The organism is Alkalihalobacillus sp. MEB130 (genome assembly GCF_032335535.1).
Classification (GTDB): Bacteria; Bacillota; Bacilli; order Bacillales; family Bacillaceae_D; genus Halalkalibacter.
In genome coordinates this window covers 79145-94975 of record NZ_JAOANA010000015.1, presented here as the reverse complement: position 1 = coordinate 94975, position 15831 = coordinate 79145, and the positions used below count along the sequence as shown (strand labels likewise).

Below are 15831 nucleotides of genomic sequence, written 5' to 3'. Positions count from 1 at the left end.
ACCCCCTGTTTAATAGATTCATGAATAGAAATGCAAGTACTGTGCCAATAATGTAAACCTTTGCAGAAAGAGAAAATTGATTGGATTATTGAAATATTTGCCGATATTTTGAAAAAAAGTGCCAAAAGTTTGGCTCGTATAGCCTGAATTTTGCCTCGTTTTTTTACGTATAAGAGGGACAGGTGGGTTAGTCTACTACGTATATTCTATTAACAAACTATTTATCATCATGTAGACTATATCTAGTTAAGAGGGAACATGAGAGGGACTTCATTAAAAATGTTTCAAAGATTATTTGAGGGCAGATGCTTGCTCTTGTGATTGATCTCTCTTATGAATGTATGGACCAATCATAGAGTCAATCCATTTGTGCCGAAAGAATTAATTGCATTAAGAGCATTAGAAAATCGATATGAATTGAAACCTTTTGTTATGAGGTGTCGTTTTATTAGCAAAGTTCGAATAGACGGAGGGTACAAACGATGGAAGAACAATTAATCGAGCGGGCGAAAAAAGGCGATGATGACGCCTTCCAGCAATTAATTGAACAACATTTAAAAACGGTGGAGAAATTTGCTTTTCAAATTGGTGTTTCACCAACTCATATAGAAGATGTAACTCAAGAAGTTTTTTTAAAGGTATATCGTTTTATTCATAAACACAATCGGGGGAAATTTACTACTTGGCTTTATTCGATTACATTAAATGTCATTCGAGATTTCTACCGAAAAGAAAAACAAATGAAAAGAAAGACTGTTGAATTACAGAAATATGCTTCTTCGCAAACTTTTATAAATGATCACTTTGATGATGATGCATCGGAACTGCATCAAATGATTCATCGATTAGACGACAAATACAAAATTCCGATCGTCCTTCATTACTTTCACGGCCAAAACTATCAAGAGATTGCTAAGGTGTTAGGAGTTACAGAAGGGGCTATTAAGACGAGAATTTTGCGAGCGAAGCAAAAACTTAAAGCAGAGTATGAAAAAGTAGGTGAGCAACTATGAGTAGGAATAATTTTGAAGAATCAATGGAGCGTTTAAATAAATATTACAATGAGATGCCAACAAAATCCTCTTCAGCTAATATCATGGCAAATATTAAGAAAAAAAAGAAACGAAATTGGTCTTGGGCGAGATCTTACAAGCGCTGGCAAGTAGCTGCATTGGTCGTATTTACGTTAGGAATTGGGTATGTGTTAGGTGCTAGTCAACTTTCTGGTGAAAACGAATCAGCCATGCCTTTGGAATCAACAGCCGATGCTCCAATGGAAAGCATGAGTATAACAATGGCTGATGAAGAGCACGATCAAGAAGAGGCAATGGAGGAAAGTCGAATCCTTGAATCGTTTGGAAATGAAGATGAATTAAAAACGATTTCGATTGTAGATGAAGAAGGAATGGAAGACGAGAAAGTCGTAAATAAATTAGAAGTTGAAGGTTTTTCATTTACAACGTTTTATGACGCGAATTTTGAGATGGAACAAGTTTCAAATGAGCAAGGCCATTCTGTACAAATATATGCGAACTACGGAGACGGACGTGTGGAGCCTGTTTTATTTGAAGTGTATAAATTTACTGAATCATTAAATTATGACCAACAGGTTGCATCGTATAAAGCTATGATGAGTGATGCTGGGTATACGGAAGTGGAAACGTCCAATTATATGACAAGTTTTGATGTGCCAGGTCAAGTGGTGGAAGAATTTATGTTTCATCAAGATGGTGTGTATGTTCATGTAATCCCAGTTGAACATACAGATGGGTATTACTTTATGAGGGCAAGCTCTTATAGTATAGAGAATGTAGAAATGATTGAATTTAACGAAGGGTTTGGTCGAGAAGTAAGGATTATCTTTGAACAGTTTAACTGGATATATGAATAAGAGAGATGTGAATAACGGTTTTTAGTACAAGGTTGTCTTACGAGGATCTGTTCAAAGCGGACGCTATCTGTTTTGGTCAGAATCTTCATTTAAGACAACCTCTTCTTTTTTTAAAGTCATTTTTACTCGTAATAAATCTGATCAACCCCTTTACTTTGTTACTAATCGGAAATGTAGTAACATATAACTGAAATGAACTACATACGATACCGCTGAAGGGAGCTTGGTTGCATGCCACATTATAAATCAAGAAAAGATGTTCCTGAACAGGAAAAATGGAATTTAGCCGATATTTATGAAGACCAGTCTCAATGGGATCAGGATTGGCAGTCTGTGGAAGAGAGAACGAAAAAATTAAAAGCGTTTGATGGGAACATTAAAGATGCAGAGTCATTATATAACTACTTAGTTTTAAGTGAGGAAACAGGTTATACCTTTAAAAAAGTGTATGTGTTTGCGATGCTTCAAGTGGATTTGGATACGAGAGATTCCAAATCACAGTCTTTGCTTGACAGGGCTAAATCTCTTGGTGTGAAACTAAGTTCGGCTACGTCTTTTTTCATGCCATTTTTGTTAAGTCTAGAAGAGAGTACATTGAAAGGGTATATTAGTGAAATTGATGGTTTGAAATATTTTGAAGAAGATTTATTAGAATCGTATCGTTACAAAAAACATGTATTGTCAAAAGAAAAAGAAGAAGTTCTCTCAGATCTTGGAGAAGCTCTTTCTGCATCTAGCAATACGTTTGGAATGATTAACAATGCTGACATTAAATTTGGAACTGTCACGACAAAAGATGGAGAAAAAGTGGAACTGTCAAGAGGGATGTATTCAAAGTTAATTGAAGATGAAGATCGTGATGTTCGTCTTGAGGCATATAAAGCGTACTATGAACCATATGTACAGTTGAAAAATACAATTGCATCCACATTATCTTCCGCTATTAAAACAAATGTGACCTTGTCAAAGATGCGTGAATATCCATCAGCGCTTGAGAAGTCACTTTTCTCTGATATGGTGCCAAAAGAAGTGTATAACAATTTAATTGATGCAACAAAAGCTAATATTAAGCCGCTGCATCAATATGCAAAAATTAGAAAGGAAACACTGGGACTAGGTGAATTGCGTCAATATGATTTAAATGTTCCTTTAGTTAAAGATGTAAAAGAAGACATCCCTTTTGATGAAGCATATGAAACGATGCTAAAGAGTTTGGCTCCGCTTGGTGAAGAGTATGTAGACACGTTAAAGAGTTTTAAAGAAAAACGTTATTTTGATGTAAGGGAAACGCCGGGAAAAAGATCAGGTGCTTACAATTTAGGCCTTTATGGTGTTCATCCATTTGTTTTGTTAAACCATCAAGATGATTTAGATAGTTTGTTTACTCTTGTACATGAATGCGGGCACGCGATGCATTCTTGGTACTCATCCAATCATCAGCCACAAATTACAGCAGGCTACTCTATTTTTGTGGCAGAAGTAGCTTCTACAGTAAATGAAGTATTGCTAATCCGTTATCTTTTAAAAACAACAGAAGATGAAAAAATGAAAAAGCATCTGCTCAATCATTTCATAGACAGTTTTAGGGGAACATTGTTTACTCAAGTGATGTTTGCTGAATTTGAAAAAATCACTCACGAAAAGGCAGAAAACGGGGAGCCTTTGAATGCGGACGTTTTTAACGAAGTGTATGAAACGATCTTCAGAGAGTTTAACGGAGATGAAATAGTCTTTGATGAAGAAGTGAAATATGGATGGTCTCGAATTCCTCATTTTTATCGTCCGTTTTATGTGTACAAATACGCAACAGGCTATGCAGCAGCGATTCACATTGCTGATCAGCTTCTTGAAGGAAAGCCAGAAACGCTTGAAAAATATATAACGTTCTTAAAAAGTGGGAGCTCCGACTATCCGCTTGAGTTATTAAAGGCGACAGGTGTGGATTTAACAAGAGCGGAACCGATTAAAAATGCGTTAGCGATTTTCGGAGAATTAGTTGACGAATTTTCAAAATTATAGTGTGTCGCTTAACGTACGTGTGTGAGGAGGTATAACCCTCTTCACACACTTTTTTGTTTTGATCGATTTCCCATGTATGAATTTGTCAATCAATCGCATCTTAAAAGAAGAAAGCGTAGCGAAGTTGACGAGGTTACTGTCTCACTTCTAACTGTCGCAACTTTTCGTACGTTAGAATTATGAAGGATGTGTGATGGCTATTGGCTGAGAAAAAAGGGAAAGGGTTAGTCATTTTAGCAATCGGATCAATCCCACTAATTATGACGTTGGGGAATTCGATGCTCATACCGATTCTTCCAAGGATGGAAACCGAATTAGGAATTAGCGCATTTCAAGCTAGTTTAACGATAACCGTTTTCTCGATTACTGCGGCTATTTCCATTCCCATTCTTGGGTATATGTCTGACCGCTTTTCGAGGAAATCAATAATTGTGCCAGCGTTAATTCTATATGGTATTGGTGGATTGTTAGCGGGTGTTGCTGCAGCGTGGTTTAACGGGGCCTATTTATGGATTATGGTTGGTCGTGCTTTGCAAGGAATTGGAGCCGCCGGAACAGCGCCAATTGCTATGGCTTTAACAGGAGATTTATTTAAAGGTGGAGAGCAAAGTAAGGTACTTGGGATTGTCGAAGCCTCTAATGGATTTGGAAAGGTTCTTTCTCCTATTGTAGGGTCATTATTAGCTTTATTAGTGTGGTATGGACCATTTTGGGGATTTCCTGTATTTGTGTTAATTTCTGTCTTGTTAACAGCGTTCTTTGTGAAAGAAAAAAAGAAAAAGAAAGAAGCACCACCATTAGGAAAATATGTAAAAGGCTTATTCTCTGTTTTTAAGCATGAAGGTAGATGGTTATTTACAGCTTATTTAGCAGGTGCAACGTGTTTGTTTACACTTTTTGGAATTTTGTTTTATTTATCCGATACGCTCGAAACACAATATAACATTGATGGTGTGTTAAAAGGCGCTATTTTGGCGATTCCGCTTTTATTTATGATGATGACTTCTCTTACAACAGGAAGTAAAATTGGAAAAGATATAAAACGCATGAAAAAAGTGATCATTATCGGATTTTTACTCATGACGATTTCTTTTGCAACGTTAGTTTTCTTTACAAGGCTAGTCCCTTTCATTGGCATATTAGCTATATCAAGTATTGGAACTGGACTCGTTTTACCTTGTTTAAATAGTCTTATAACTGGATCAGTTGGGGCAGAGAGAAGAGGGTTTGTTACGTCTCTTTATGGATCAGTTAGGTTTCTGGGGGTGGCAGCTGGCCCACCTATATTTGAAGCACTGATGAATTGGTCACGAACAGGGATGTTTTTATCAACAGCAGGATTAACTCTTCTTGTCGGACTTTTATGTTTGTTGCTTATACACGTGAAAAACCAAAAGGAGACAAGTGAAGATCAGGAAACAACTACATTATTTAAAAAACTTCAACTAACGACTGAATAATAATGAGGAGGATTCACCTTGCAAATTTATTTTTCACCCGAATTTTTAAAAGAAGATGCTCAAGTGCTAAATGTCGTAACGGACGACAATAAACCTGTAGGTTATATGGCCTTTTTAATGGAAGAAGAAAAAAAGAAAATGTATGTATATGGTCAACTACAGGAAGAAGGAGTGTACGAGGATTTTAAAGATTTAGTGACACCATACTTAGACGGGTTAAAAAAGTTAAAACCGGAATTAGAAGTATATTCATACTTATCGGTAGGTGGAAAGAAAGTAGAACTGGGGGAGGAAGGCAAAAAAGAAGAATAGAGTGAGTGTACACACACTCTATTGAAATTAGGTGAATATCATATCCTAGCTTACGAAAGGAGGCTAGGATATGGATTTTTTTTGGCAGGTTTTTGAACTGCATCATGTATTTGTCCTAATAATTGGATTGGTATTAGGAATGGTTGTAGGAGCACTGCCAGGACTTACACCGACGATGGGTGTAGCTCTTATGATCCCATTTACCTTTTCATTGGGGCCGACGGAAGGGTTAATTTTACTTGGTGGAATTTACTGTGGTAGTGTGTTTGGTGGGTCGATTCCAGCCATTTTATTTAATGTACCTGGGGCACCAGCAAATGTTGCGACAACGTTTGACGGGTACCCAATGACAAAGCAAGGGAAATCTAGAAAGGCGTTAGAATTAGCAACAATTTCCTCTGTCATAGGCGGATTGTTCGGAATGTTTTTGTTGTTGTTTTTCGCGCCTGTTTTCGCAGACTTTTCTTTGCGGTTTGGTCCGACGGAAAGCTTTTGGATTGCTATTTTTGGAATTACGGTCATTGCAGCAATCTCGGATGGTTCGGTCATTAAAAACCTAATTGGAGGTTGTATCGGAATAGCCATCTCATTTATTGGCATTAGTACAATAACCGGAACAGCGCGCTTTACGTTTGGCATGGACAGTTTAGTCGGAGGGCTCCATATGGTAGCCGTATTAATTGGGTTGTTTGCTTTTCCACAAGCGTTACGTTTAATTGAGGAATTTGGCAAAAAGAATCGATCTACCCATCTATCAAGAGACAATCAATCGAAATCAACGATTCGTGAGTCGTTCAAAGATGTGATGAAGAAGCCGAAATACGTTACGTTAGGAAGTGGCCTTGGTGCTTTTATCGGGATGATTCCAGGAGCGGGCGGGAACATTGCCAGTTTACTAGCTTATAATGAGGCAAAACGATTTTCAAAAAAGAAAGATCAGTTTGGAAAAGGAGACAAAAACGGAATCATTGCGTCGGAAAGTGCAAATAACGCAATGGTCGGTGGCTCACTCATTCCATTGCTTACACTTGGAATTCCAGGTTCTCCAACAGCAGCTATTTTCTTAGGTGGGTTGCTTATTCACGGAATTTGGCCAGGGAACAACTTATTTGTGGACCATGCTGAAGTCGCTTATACTTTTCTTTATAGCATGATAGCTGCACAGCTATTGCTACTCATAATCGGGCTTGTGCTCATCAAATATATGACGAAACTAACGGCGATACCTTCTTACTTTATGGCACCTATCATTTTATCTTTTTCCATCATTGGCGCCTATACCACTCAAAACAATTTGTTTGACATTTATACGGTTGTTATTATTGGAATGGCGATGTTTGTCATACAAAAGTATGGATTTGCTCCAGCCCCGATTGCGTTAGGTTTTATTTTAGGACCGATAGCAGAACGCGGATTGTTACAAGGTATGCAAGTCGGTGGAGCAAGAGGTTCTGCTTCTGCTTATTTTTTTACAGGAACATGGAATATCATTTTATATAGTTTAGTCATTCTAACGATTGTTATTGCCGTGCAGCAAGCGTTTCGGAATCGGGAAAAGGGAAAGATCGAGCATGCGAAGGGTACTCACTTGTCACTTCAAGCATTATGGTCAAGACGAGCGTGGACTTGGCTCTTGATGGGAGGAGCAACTCTTTGTTCCATCTACTTTATTTCGCAAATGCCACTTGATCTAAAACTATTTCCGTTGCTTACTAGCATACTTCTCTTAATCTTAATTGTGATTGAATTTGGAAAGGTCGTCTTTTCGAAGCCTTATAAAAAAGAAGATAACAAACAGGTTATATCGTTATCGCTTTATTGGCTCATTTTTATCGTTTGTGCAGTTAGTTTGTTAACGAATGTAATCGGGTTCTACTTTCAAGTGTTACTATTGATGCTGATCATCCCGTTATTTGTTTACTTTAAGTTTAAAGAACGGACACTATCGATAATGAAGGTTATGGTGGTAGCTGTCACATTCACAGCTATTTTATACGTTGTTTTTTCCTTGTTACTTAACGTAAACATTTAATAAGAAAAGCGGGTGTGCCAAAGGTTTGATTCCACCTTTGGCACACCCGCCTTTTTTGAAATTGAGTTATTCGATTACTCCAATTGACTTTAATAAGTTTTCGTATGTTGCTGTTCGAACTTCCATATCAGCGATTACTTCCTCACGGTTCATAACAAGCATATCAGCTCCTGCCTGTTCCATTTCAGCGAGAAAGTCTTCATCCTCGAGAATGTTTAAGAAGGCCTCTTCTAGTTTCTCAATCACTTCAATAGGAGTATCTTTTCTCGCTGCAATTCCTCTGTCGGTACTCATTACAACTTCAGGATAGCCTAATTCTGCAAAAGTTGGGATATTAGGTGAAAAAGGGTGGCGCTCCTCTGTTGCGATTGCCAAAGGTAGAACTTCATCACCTAACCGGTAAATATCTGATAAGTTTCCTGCTACAACATCGGTATGACCACCAAGAACCGAAGCGATGGCATCTGCAGCTCCTTGAAAAGGAACATCTTCAAGGTCAATATTCGCTGAATCCTCTAGTAAAAGGGTAGCCAAATGCTGCCCGACATACAAACCAGCATTTCCGACAGTAATGGATCCTGGTTCCGCCTGAGCTGCGCTAACAAGTTCTTCTAAACTTGTAATGTCGCTATCACTTTTAACCGCAAATACAGTCGGATCGCCTCCCCAATTCACAAGTGGTTCAAATGTATCTACTTCAAAACTTGTTTGATTAACTAAAGGCTGCGTTATGATATGGGGGAGGTTATAAGCTGCTAACGTATATCCATCTGGATTAACAGAAGAAAAGGAATTCCAGCCGACTTGTCCGCCGCCTCCTGGCTTATTGACGATAATAAGTTCCTGTCCGAGGTACTTGCTAGCATACTTCGAGATAATTCTTGCTTGTGTATCCGTTGCCGCTCCCGGTGAGAAGGCAACAATTAATTCAATACTCTTACTTGGAAATTCATCGACTGGCTCGGAACTATTTGAACAACTAGCCAACAGAAAAATGAGGAAACAACCAAATAAGACAACCAAACTGTTTCTCACGCTACACACTTCCTTCCTATTCATCTCCTACATAGGAAGGATATGCAAAAAAAAGAAAAAGGAATGTTGTCTTTTGGAAAAATGCAACCTCCTTTTACTTTTTTAACCGATTATTTTTCTTTTTTCTAAAGCCTAAAAGAGGTTGTTCAATAATGAAGATTGATTTTAGTCGAAAGACAATATCGACCATCTTAGTTGACAACCATTGGGAAATAAGGGCTTGAACAACAATGGGCCATGCGATAATAGACCCTGTTACAATGAAAATCGAACCATTTAATAAAAACAACGGTTTTCCTGGAGCGATCTCTTTAACTTTGGCAATGATTAAGGCAATTACACCCATTCCTCCATTAGACACTCCTTGACGTAAAAGTAGGCCTACTCCAATTCCTAAAATAATTGAGCCTATAACTAAATCAACCCACACATTGTTATAAGGCCTGTACCAATCGAAACTAAATAAATGCACACTTAAAGAAGTAATAGTAATGCCATACATAGTTCCAATGGCGCTTGCATTTCCAAGCCAATAAATGGCTGCAACTAACATGGAGAAGTTAACGAGCCAAAGAGCAAAGCTTAACGGAATATTAATCCAATAATTGAGTAAAACTGCAAGACCTCCTGCTCCGCCTGAGGGGATAGAATGAGGAAAGAGAAAGAGGGCCATACCTATTCCTTGAATAAGACCGCCACAAGTAATCAAAAAATATGATCGAAATGAATGTACCATTTTAGCTCCTGTAAATGTATTTAGCTAGCATGTCATTTATGTCCTTACTAGTGTATTTGTAAATATTTAATTTATGTCAGCTTGTTCATTTTTTGAGTTGGTTTTATCGCCTAAGAAAAATATGAAAATTTGTTAAGAGCCCAAACGAAAATAGAAAACTAACATAGGATGACATTGTAAGTTAACAAAAAGAATTAAGGAGATGATTTTACATGACACACGCAGCAACTCCAGCAGCAGGATACGGTGGCGGTTTCGCGTTATTAGTAGTACTATTCATTTTGTTAGTAATTATCGGAGCTAGCTGGGCAGGCGGCTACGGCTACTAAAATTTAATGAAAAAAGCTGATTCCGAATATTGGAATCAGCTTTTCTTCTGTTGAGATTGAAAAATTTGATTCTCTTGTCGTATATTTTCATACCTTCTCATAGACTGTACAAGCGGTTGGGTTGTCCGACTAATTGATTTCTATCGTGGAGGATGGTTCTTATGAGTGTGTTTTTTGGATACATATTATTAGGATTAAGCTTGGCAGCACCCATTGGGCCAGTCAATGCTGCTCAATTAGACCGAGGAATAAAAAGTGGCTTTTTTCATGCATGGTTAGTTGGGTTAGGAGCGACCGTTGCAGACGCTTTTTATATGCTTCTCGTTTTTGTAGGAGTCGTTCAATTTATTGAAGTTCCGATTATTCAAACGTTTTTATGGATTTTTGGTTTTTTTGTTTTAGTGTATACGGGAATTGAAAGTATTACGAGTGCAGGAAGAATTTCTTCATATCAGTCAAGAAGTTCTAAAGATTCACGAATGAGATCGTTTTTCTCTGGATTTTTCATGTCTCTTTTTAATCCGTTAACCATCCTTTTCTGGTTAGGGATTTTTGGATCTATTTTAGCTAAAACTGTAACAACTTATGGAACAAGTCAAGTTATTCTTTATAGTGCTGCCATTTTTATTGGAATTACGGTATGGGATATTACAATGGCAGCACTTGCAAGTACACTAAGAAAATTTTTAACCAATCGCCTATTAACCGTGATTTCGATCGTATCAGGTTTTTCCCTTATTGGATTTGGTGTCTATTTCGGAATTCAAGCATTTCTTATTCTAACTTCGTAAATAAAGAAGGACTAGGAGGTTTGTCGTCTTTGTTCTTTTTCCAGAAGTGTCGCATAATTAATGTAACAATCGCAACGACTACTATAAAAGCGAGACTTATATAAAAGCCAGGTCGACTTGTTTGGTGAAACAATGTACCAATGACAGCCAAAAGGACAAAGGCGAAACCGAGAAATTGTTTCACTTTGTCTTTGGTTGTTAGTTCTAATAAGCGACCATACGATCCTAAAATAAAAATCCAATTATACAAGAGCATAATTCCGGCTGCCGTTGTTACGTACTCATACAGGCGGCCTGGGATTACTATCGCCAATATAATGGAGACGACCATCCCTGCTGTGGTCAGTCCAATTGCTGGTAATGCAATGTTCTTACCAACTCTCTTTGAAAAAACGGGTGGAGCGTCTTTGTCTTCTGCCAATGTTACCAAAATTCGTATTACAGCAAATAAAGAAGCGACCATGGTTGAGAAGCCAGCGATTATGAAAACAGCATTAAAAAAATGGTTCACATACGGAATGTTAAACGCATTAAGTGCTGTAACAAAAGGGCTTTGTTCTGTCGTAAAGTTGTTCCACGAAACCATAAGTAAAGCTAGGCCAACAGAGGCGATATAAATAATAGCAAGGACCGTGAGCATCACTTTCCCAGACTTCGGTGCTTCTTTCATATTTTTTAAACGGATTGCAATAAGACCCATAATTTCAATACCTGCAAATCCGTAAAAACCATAGATAAATGCAGGAAGTAATCCTGTAATACCATTCGGTAAGAATGTGTCATACGTTCGCGGCAAGGCAACAGCTTCTCCACCTTGTCCAAACACACCGACTAGTGCTAAAATGGCTAAAATGATAAACATAAGAATAGCCGCGACTTTTAAGACTGCTAATAAATTCTCCACTCTATCAAAACTCTTGGTCCCAATTAAAATGACTAAAATGCCAAGAGCAGCATATATGCATGCAAATACCCACAACGGTACATTAGGAAACCAAAATCTTGTGAAAATCGAGAGGGCTGTCATTTGACTTCCCATTATGAGCATTTCTGATATCCAATATACCCATCCACTACTAAAACCTGCCCAGCGTCCGTACGCATTTTTGGCATAAGAGCGAAATGACCCTTTTTGTGGATCGGCCATGGTCATTTTGGCTAACGCTTCATACACAAAATATGTTCCAACAGCAGCTAAAGCAAACGCAAACAAAACAGAAGGCCCTGCCATATCAATAGCTATACTCGAGCCTAGAAAAAAGCCTGTTCCAATCGTCCCAGCGATACCAAGTAAGGATAATTCCCACCATCTTAATGGTTTTTCAGCTTGTTCACCAGCTTTTGTCTTCAAAATTATCACTCCTCATTTCGAAGTTATTGTTCGAAAAAAAGGCATTGTTTATGTAATGAAACAATCACAATATCTGGAATAATGCAGAGTTGTTTGATTTGGAAATGGAGGATCAAAGATATATGATGGGGACAAGAAAGATAGGATAGGGCAGGGAAAAATATGGATACAATTACGCATACTTTATTTGGATTAACAACATATGGAGCAATCAATAAAGATACGATGGATAAACAGACAAAAAAAGCCCTGCTTTTTTCCGCTATTGTCGGGAGTCAAATTCCTGATATTGACGTGGTCGCTAATATGACGGAGACGGGGAGAATCATGGAACAAATGTGGCACAGGGGCCTAACTCATTCTTTTTTTCTAGCTCCATTTTGGGCTGCTTTGATTTATGGTGTCGCTTATTTGATTTGGAAGAGAAAGGATAGCATTATTTTCTATTTAGCTTTAGTGAATGTGTTCATACATAATAGTACAGATTCTTTGAATGCATGGGGAACAGGTGTGTTTGAACCAATTTCACAAGAAAGAGTCACATTTGGGGTCCTTTCGATTGTTGATTTTCTCATTTGGGGAATTATTTTATTTGGTTTTCTTATAAGTAGGTGGAAAAAGCATCTCACACGGTATAAAGTATGGCGATACGTATGGATTGCAATTCTTCTTCATATTTCTGTTCAATGTATACAAGGGTTTCTAATTTATAGTGAGGCGAAAGAAGAGTATGAAGAAGTGGCTCTATCGGCAAGTTTTATCCCCGGTCATTTTACTGTCATTGGAAAAAATAATCATTTAGTTACTCTTTCGAATGCAACGGTTTGGGGTGGGCGACATAGGTATGAAACACTTGTTTCGAATGAAGATGCTGATTTAGAGCCACTTTTTCAATTGAACCCTAAAGCGGAAGTGTTAATGGAATGGTCTCCGTTCGTTGTCATTGTAAAAGACCATGAGAAATTAGGGGTGTTTGATCCACGCTTTTACCGAAATGGTTCTTCTTTTTTGTTTGAATATATTAAAAATGAACGATAATAGAGTGACGGTCTGGTCACTCTTTCTTTGTTTGAAATGAAGAATTATCATCACGTTCACGAGCATACCGCACAATGAGTGACATTAATTCTGCCTTTGAAATGAAGTCCCCAAATTCCTGAGAATATTTGTGTTGCAATTTTTCGAGGTACCCAATCGACTTTTTGTTTAAGCGAGAAAATTGTTTTTCTGATAAATCCATCTGTACTAACTATCTCCCTTCTAATGTCAACCTATATATTGTATGCAAACACTTGAGAAATATTTCCTTACATTACATCATAATATGAAAAATGTGAAAAATGCTGAGTAGAAAAGAGTATAGTTAAAGATTGATTCATCATCAAGCTGGTCTGTTTTCATAACTATCATACAAACCAGCTTGTGATTAGTCTGAATGAACGACTATTTGATACACGTGATAGTTTAGTGATTGGACTGCGGGAGTATAACCGTCTCACCTATTTTCAAGATGTTTATCTTGTTCTCAGATAGCTTTCTGCGATTCCATTCTGCTCGCAGGCGATCTAATGCTTCTGGCCCTGTGTCCATAGAAAGTCGATATGTTCCATAATGCATTGGTACAAATGATTCGGCGGCGACATCTACGAAAGCTTGTATAGCCTGTTCCGGATTCATATGTTGAAGTCCTGACATCCATTCAGGTTCGTAGTCTCCAATTGGAGCAAAAATCGTATCAATAGAAAAGCGGGTTCCTATCTCTTGAAACCCTCTAAAATACCCTGTATCTCCGACAAAGTAAAAGGTATGATCAGTCGAAAGAAATACCCAACCACCCCAATGAGCTCTGTTTTTATCTAAGAGGTTGCGCCTACTCCAATGCTGTGCAGGAACAAAATGAATGGATAAATCTTCATGTGTAAAGTGATCCCACCAATTTGCTTCGATTATAGATGCGAAGCCTTTTTGTTTAAATAATCTTTTTAACCCATACGGTACATAAATGTGTGGATTTCCTTTTAGTTTTCTTAAACTTTGAAATTCAAGATGGTCAAAATGTGCATGCGAAATTAAGACGATGTCGATTGGTGGTAAGTCCTTGAGGAAAATACCAGGAGGGACTAATCGTTTCTCCAACCCCATTCGATTAGAGAATACTGGATCAGTTAAGATATTGAGTCCTGACATTTGGATTAAAAAAGTAGAATGTCCAATCCACGTATAGGTTATCTGTGTGCGGTTTTCTTTTAAATAGTCGATTTGCAGGTGATTTGAAACAGGAATTTTTTTTGTTAAGTCTTTCCCTTGATTTCGGATGCGAAAGTAATGAAATAATTTCTTCACTGTCACTTTATTCTTATCAATATTATCCAAATTACGAAAGATTGCCATAGGTCTCACTCCTTGTGTAAAAGCGGGCATACAAAAGGAAGGTGTAGCTATTTTGCTACACCCGTTTATTCGTGATGATCTCCTTCTCTTAAAACAGGGAGAGTACAGCAGCGGAATGAGCCACCAGATTTAATAATTTCCGTGATATCGACTTCAATCACTTCAAACCCACGTGCACGTAATTGCTCGTTGACTTTTGTATTAACTGGTAAGCTAAACACTCTTTTATTTCCGATAGAAAGAACATTTGTCCCTAAAGTAAATTGTTCCTCTTCTGATACTTCAATTAATTCAAATCTAGAGGAAAGAAAATCGATTTCCTTTTGTTTTAGGGCATCAGGATAAATAAGGGCTTCAGCAGGAGACACAATATTAAACACACAATCTAAATGTAAATACTTTTCCGTAAAAGGAACAGTCACGATCTCATAGTGAGGAAGAATGCTTTGCAAATGATCGATTGCATTTTGATTGGTTCTATTGCTTAAACCAACGTAAATCGATTCACCGTCAACAATGACGTCTCCACCTTCAATCATGTCACCAATTAAATTAAAATAAGACATTCGTTCTTGTTTAATCCAGCCTCGTAACACTTCTTCTTCACCTTGTCTTATTTTGTGAGCCATTTCAGCGACGAACAGAATATGTCCAAACGTAAATCCAATGTCCCTTGTGAATACTTGCTCCGGAAACATTTTTAGTGCGGGCAAAAGAACGACATCGACACCATGTTCTTCTAACGTTTTAACAAATTTTTTATGCTGAGCCATTGCTAGTTCGATATGAATGCCTTCATCTTTAAATTTCTTTTGGGTTTCGTTAATAACATCGCGAATGGTCATATACTCTGGTTTGCATAAAACGACTTGTTTTAGAACGTCATACTCACTTCTAGCAAAAGGTTTTCGTTGTTGCTTAGAAAATATTGACATATAGGTTCCCCCAATTTTTAAGCGTGTTAAATCACAGTTTAGTATCCCCACTGTTGCTAAAATCATGACCGTGTTTTGTTTGTACATGTTTAAAGTAAGTGGTTTCGATCATAATGAAACTAGAGGGTTCATTTTCAGGATTGTAAGGAGGAACATGTTGGAACAGTTCAATGAATTTACGGAAACTCAGCACACATGGTTACTTCTAATCGGTATTGTCATCGTCGTGTTATTTCTCCTTTCCTTACTTAAAACATTGTTTACATTTGCGATTATTTTACTCGTAATAAGCATTGGGGCAAGTCTGTTATTCGATTTATCGCCAAAAGAATTAGTAGAAACTGGGACAACCTCTGTCAAAAAAGGATCGGAATTTGTCCAAGAAACGATGATTCCATTGCTTTCTGAAGGGTATTTAGGAGAACTTTTTCACGAACCTCCGTCATTCGATGAGTTACTTGAACAATTTAATTCGGATGGTGAGGGCGTTCGTGAGACAATTGCAGAAATGCTTGAAGATGATAAATAATTCATGTGTTAAAAGTAGGG

General features: G+C 37.6%; 16 protein-coding genes. 10 read left to right on the top strand and 6 right to left on the bottom strand.

What is annotated here, in order from left to right:
* Positions 1 to 482: 482 nt before the first annotated feature.
* The 6 genes from N0O92_RS15625 to N0O92_RS15600 all read left to right on the top strand — a co-directional run bounded on the left by N0O92_RS15625 (position 483) and on the right by N0O92_RS15600 (position 7714).
* Positions 483 to 1013, top strand: a complete 531-nt coding sequence (locus N0O92_RS15625; RefSeq protein WP_315615595.1) for an RNA polymerase sigma factor — start codon at positions 483 to 485, stop codon at positions 1011 to 1013.
* Positions 1010 to 1891, top strand: a complete 882-nt coding sequence (locus N0O92_RS15620; RefSeq protein ID WP_315615594.1) for a hypothetical protein — start codon at positions 1010 to 1012, stop codon at positions 1889 to 1891. The genes N0O92_RS15625 and N0O92_RS15620 overlap by 4 nt, the downstream gene beginning before the upstream one ends.
* 231 nt (positions 1892 to 2122) lie before the next feature.
* Complete coding sequence (gene pepF / locus N0O92_RS15615; protein WP_315615593.1) at positions 2123 to 3910, top strand: oligoendopeptidase F; 1788 nt, start codon at positions 2123 to 2125, stop codon at positions 3908 to 3910.
* 260 nt (positions 3911 to 4170) lie between these two features.
* Positions 4171 to 5370 (top strand): MFS transporter, encoded by a 1200-nt coding sequence (locus N0O92_RS15610; RefSeq protein WP_396334533.1) that lies wholly within the window; start codon positions 4171 to 4173, stop codon positions 5368 to 5370.
* 18 nt (positions 5371 to 5388) lie between these two features.
* On the top strand, positions 5389 to 5682 hold the full coding sequence (locus N0O92_RS15605; RefSeq protein ID WP_315615591.1) for a hypothetical protein: 294 nt from the start codon (positions 5389 to 5391) through the stop codon (positions 5680 to 5682).
* A gap of 70 nt (positions 5683 to 5752) precedes the next feature.
* On the top strand, positions 5753 to 7714 hold the full coding sequence (locus tag N0O92_RS15600; RefSeq protein WP_315615590.1) for a tripartite tricarboxylate transporter permease: 1962 nt from the start codon (positions 5753 to 5755) through the stop codon (positions 7712 to 7714).
* 66 nt (positions 7715 to 7780) lie between these two features.
* Here N0O92_RS15600 and N0O92_RS15595 read toward each other — a convergent pair whose 3' ends face one another.
* Both N0O92_RS15595 and N0O92_RS15590 read right to left on the bottom strand, forming a co-directional pair.
* Positions 7781 to 8749, bottom strand: a complete 969-nt coding sequence (locus N0O92_RS15595) for a tripartite tricarboxylate transporter substrate binding protein (RefSeq protein WP_315615589.1) — start codon at positions 8747 to 8749, stop codon at positions 7781 to 7783.
* Positions 8750 to 8843: 94 nt separating this feature from the next.
* Positions 8844 to 9485, bottom strand: coding sequence for a YitT family protein (locus N0O92_RS15590; RefSeq protein WP_315615588.1), 642 nt, complete (start codon positions 9483 to 9485; stop codon positions 8844 to 8846).
* Positions 9486 to 9697: 212 nt separating this feature from the next.
* Here N0O92_RS15590 and N0O92_RS15585 point away from each other — a divergent pair, with 212 nt between their 5' ends.
* Both N0O92_RS15585 and N0O92_RS15580 read left to right on the top strand, forming a co-directional pair.
* Positions 9698 to 9814, top strand: a complete 117-nt coding sequence (locus N0O92_RS15585) for a YjcZ family sporulation protein (protein ID WP_315615587.1) — start codon at positions 9698 to 9700, stop codon at positions 9812 to 9814.
* Between the two features lie 161 nt (positions 9815 to 9975).
* Positions 9976 to 10605, top strand: coding sequence for a LysE family transporter (locus N0O92_RS15580; protein WP_315615586.1), 630 nt, complete (start codon positions 9976 to 9978; stop codon positions 10603 to 10605).
* Here N0O92_RS15580 and N0O92_RS15575 read toward each other — a convergent pair.
* Complete coding sequence (locus tag N0O92_RS15575; protein WP_315615585.1) at positions 10589 to 11956, bottom strand: amino acid permease; 1368 nt, start codon at positions 11954 to 11956, stop codon at positions 10589 to 10591. The two genes, N0O92_RS15580 and N0O92_RS15575, sit on opposite strands and share 17 nt — an antisense overlap.
* A gap of 162 nt (positions 11957 to 12118) precedes the next feature.
* On the opposite strand from N0O92_RS15575, the gene N0O92_RS15570 reads away from it, so the two are divergent.
* Positions 12119 to 12994 carry a metal-dependent hydrolase gene (locus N0O92_RS15570; protein ID WP_315615584.1) on the top strand — a complete coding sequence of 292 codons (876 nt, stop codon included), beginning with the start codon at positions 12119 to 12121 and terminating at the stop codon, positions 12992 to 12994.
* 16 nt (positions 12995 to 13010) lie between these two features.
* Here N0O92_RS15570 and N0O92_RS15565 read toward each other — a convergent pair whose 3' ends face one another.
* The 3 genes from N0O92_RS15565 to N0O92_RS15555 form a co-directional block, all read right to left on the bottom strand.
* A complete protein-coding gene (locus tag N0O92_RS15565; protein WP_315615583.1) occupies positions 13011 to 13196 on the bottom strand; it encodes a hypothetical protein in 186 nt (61 codons plus the stop codon).
* Positions 13197 to 13420: 224 nt separating this feature from the next.
* Positions 13421 to 14347 (bottom strand): MBL fold metallo-hydrolase, encoded by a 927-nt coding sequence (locus tag N0O92_RS15560; RefSeq protein ID WP_315615582.1) that lies wholly within the window; start codon positions 14345 to 14347, stop codon positions 13421 to 13423.
* Between the two features lie 65 nt (positions 14348 to 14412).
* A complete protein-coding gene (locus N0O92_RS15555; RefSeq protein WP_315615581.1) occupies positions 14413 to 15282 on the bottom strand; it encodes a dimethylarginine dimethylaminohydrolase family protein in 870 nt (289 codons plus the stop codon).
* A 157-nt stretch (positions 15283 to 15439) separates the two neighbouring features.
* Between N0O92_RS15555 and N0O92_RS15550 the strand changes: the two genes are divergently transcribed.
* Positions 15440 to 15811: a hypothetical protein gene (locus N0O92_RS15550; protein ID WP_315615580.1), complete on the top strand. Its 372-nt coding sequence runs from the start codon at positions 15440 to 15442 to the stop codon at positions 15809 to 15811.
* Positions 15812 to 15831 lie beyond the last annotated feature (20 nt).

Coding starts and splice junctions, on each gene's coding strand:
- N0O92_RS15625 (WP_315615595.1), top strand. CDS start 483: ATGGAAGAACAATTAATCGAGCGGGCGAAAAAAGGCGATGATGACGCC.
- N0O92_RS15620 (WP_315615594.1), top strand. CDS start 1,010: ATGAGTAGGAATAATTTTGAAGAATCAATGGAGCGTTTAAATAAATAT.
- pepF (WP_315615593.1), top strand. CDS start 2,123: ATGCCACATTATAAATCAAGAAAAGATGTTCCTGAACAGGAAAAATGG.
- N0O92_RS15610 (WP_396334533.1), top strand. CDS start 4,171: ATGACGTTGGGGAATTCGATGCTCATACCGATTCTTCCAAGGATGGAA.
- N0O92_RS15600 (WP_315615590.1), top strand. CDS start 5,753: ATGGATTTTTTTTGGCAGGTTTTTGAACTGCATCATGTATTTGTCCTA.
- N0O92_RS15590 (WP_315615588.1), bottom strand. CDS start 9,485: ATGGTACATTCATTTCGATCATATTTTTTGATTACTTGTGGCGGTCTT.
- N0O92_RS15585 (WP_315615587.1), top strand. CDS start 9,698: ATGACACACGCAGCAACTCCAGCAGCAGGATACGGTGGCGGTTTCGCG.
- N0O92_RS15580 (WP_315615586.1), top strand. CDS start 9,976: ATGAGTGTGTTTTTTGGATACATATTATTAGGATTAAGCTTGGCAGCA.
- N0O92_RS15570 (WP_315615584.1), top strand. CDS start 12,119: ATGGATACAATTACGCATACTTTATTTGGATTAACAACATATGGAGCA.
- N0O92_RS15565 (WP_315615583.1), bottom strand. CDS start 13,196: ATGGATTTATCAGAAAAACAATTTTCTCGCTTAAACAAAAAGTCGATT.
- N0O92_RS15560 (WP_315615582.1), bottom strand. CDS start 14,347: ATGGCAATCTTTCGTAATTTGGATAATATTGATAAGAATAAAGTGACA.
- N0O92_RS15555 (WP_315615581.1), bottom strand. CDS start 15,282: ATGTCAATATTTTCTAAGCAACAACGAAAACCTTTTGCTAGAAGTGAG.